Source organism: Thermogutta sp., from assembly GCF_014359955.1.
Classification (GTDB): Bacteria; Planctomycetota; Planctomycetia; order Pirellulales; family Thermoguttaceae; genus Thermogutta.
Window position 1 is genome coordinate 1 of record NZ_JACIYL010000785.1, and the last position, 2,030, is coordinate 2,030.

The window sequence follows — 2,030 nt, forward strand, 5'->3', positions numbered from 1 at the left end:
GTGCCGTCACTTGGTTGGACGCGTGTTTTTGTTCCAGTTGCATGTCGGGTTTCCGAGAGTATCTCAAACAGAATCTTTCGCCCGAACGGTTGAACGAACTTAAACTGGGCGATCTCAGCAAATTCGACTACCGACAGTACCTGCTGAAACAGGGCGTCACGCCCGAAAAGTACCACGCACAGCGGGCCCAACTCCCGCTGGCCGCCGAATTTTTGGACTTTCAGGTCAAAGCGGCCACGCAATTCGTGGCGGAATTCCGCGAGAAGGCCAACGAATGGAAAGGCTCCCATATGCCGCTCGCCGTTAATTCCAGCCTGGCGGGCCCCATGAATCTTGCGATCACACCCTATCTGGACTACTTTTGCTGCGAAGTCTATCACCAGTCCGGAAAGCGCCAGGTGCCTCTCCATCCCATCTACGTTTACAAACTGGCCGACGGCCTGAACCGCCCCGTCGCTTCCACGGCCAGCGGCGCCGATTGGGCCGATGTGGCCGCCAACAACCTCACTGGCCTGGTCCGTACGTGGATCGCCCTTTCGTATGCTTTCGGGCACAATTTCATGGCGCCTCATCGCCAGTGGTGCTACACTCGGGAAAAGGGAACCCACTGGTACACTGGACCGGTGGAAGAATATGCGCCCCTGTATCGCTTTGTCCGTGCCAGTGCCGAGATTCTTGACGACTTTGACCCCGTCGCCAAAGTGGCCATTATCTACGACAATCACTCCCAGCGACAAGGAAAAGGACAGATCGAGCCGATCTGTACGGCCCTTGTCGCACTCAATGTCCCTTTCGCCGTCATCGTTCAGGGCGATGACTGGTTGCCCGGGTACAACCTCTGTGAATCCGACCTGGCCCGGTATTCAGCAGTGGTGATCCCCCAGAATCTGGCGCCATCCGCAGATCTGGAACAGGTTTTATCGAGCGCTTCTGTTCAGAAAAAGCTCGTGCGGTGGAAATCGCCCCAGGACGCGGCAGGGCTGGCCGATCGCTGGATCCGTGTGAATCTGGAGAAACAGCTTTTTGTCACTGTCCGCCGACACTCGCGCGAAAAGCGTGTTGCGATTCACCTCGTCAACCGTCAGTACGACCCCACTCACGACGGGATGACACCGGCGAAAAATGTGGTGATCACCCTGGATAGAGATATTTTGCCCGGCCCGCCCGAAAGCTGTCAGTTGGGGACAGTCCGAGCCTTCTCTCAGGGGTCCGATGAGGTGGCGATTCGCACGGTCCAGGAGCATGTCGAAGTCACCGTACCGGTCGTCGATCTGTGGACCATCGTGGAGCTCCGCTGGCCCTGAGGCCCCTAAGAATGGAAGCCCCCGATACAGCCGTCCACCAACTCCACCGACTGGTCACCGGTACAGCCCTCCACCGAGAAGGATCAGGGGTGGTCTTCGCGGGGAAATGTGGCAGACGTATAATATTCAGTGATGGGCGAGAGTGACTCGCCCGACGTTCGGAGGGTATGCGAATTGGTGAGCAGCCACACTGGAGATGTGGTGCCCCGAAAGGGGTTGCGGGTTCGAGTCCCGTGCCCTCCGCTCCAGATCAGTCGCCGACCAGATGGTCGCACATCATGAAAGACGAGCCGCCCCACGCGTGTCCGTTAAGCCGATTCCCCTGAACACGGATGGGGTGAGTACCATTTTTGAAGAGCCGCTGCGACGCCCTCGTCGCGGTCACGCGCGTGTTTCCACCACCACAGGCGTTGCCACCACCAGGGTTCTCGTCTCCCAAGATGCTGGCACATTTTCTGTGGGGTGTGCGCACGCCGTCCTTGACCGGACGAGGCATCCCCGCAAGCGCGGTGCAAGGCCGTGTGTTATTTCGGGGTCGCCAAGATTCGATCTTCTTTATCGCGGCATTCGATGACCAGATGCTCCGGCGAAACGTGCTTTTCACCGGCCACTCGGATTGTAACGTTGTTTTTCGTTTCTAATTCAGTAATAAAACGTCGCTTGTTATTGTTGAGATATTCAGCAACATCTTCATGAACGGTCACCGTAATCTTGGCCACGCGTTCC

General features: G+C 57.5%; 1 protein-coding gene, 1 tRNA gene and 1 pseudogene. 2 read left to right on the forward strand and 1 reads right to left on the reverse strand.

Annotated elements, in window-relative coordinates:
* A partial coding sequence (locus H5U08_RS16935; RefSeq protein ID WP_297035774.1) for a hypothetical protein occupies positions 1-1,304 on the forward strand: 1,304 nt, incomplete at its 5' end.
* Positions 1,305-1,463: 159 nt separating this feature from the next.
* A tRNA-Ser gene (locus tag H5U08_RS16940) sits at positions 1,464-1,552 on the forward strand.
* A gap of 276 nt (positions 1,553-1,828) precedes the next feature.
* On the opposite strand, the pseudogene H5U08_RS16945 reads toward H5U08_RS16940, so the two are convergent.
* A pseudogene (locus tag H5U08_RS16945) lies at positions 1,829-2,030 on the reverse strand (ribonuclease E); the annotation flags it as partial.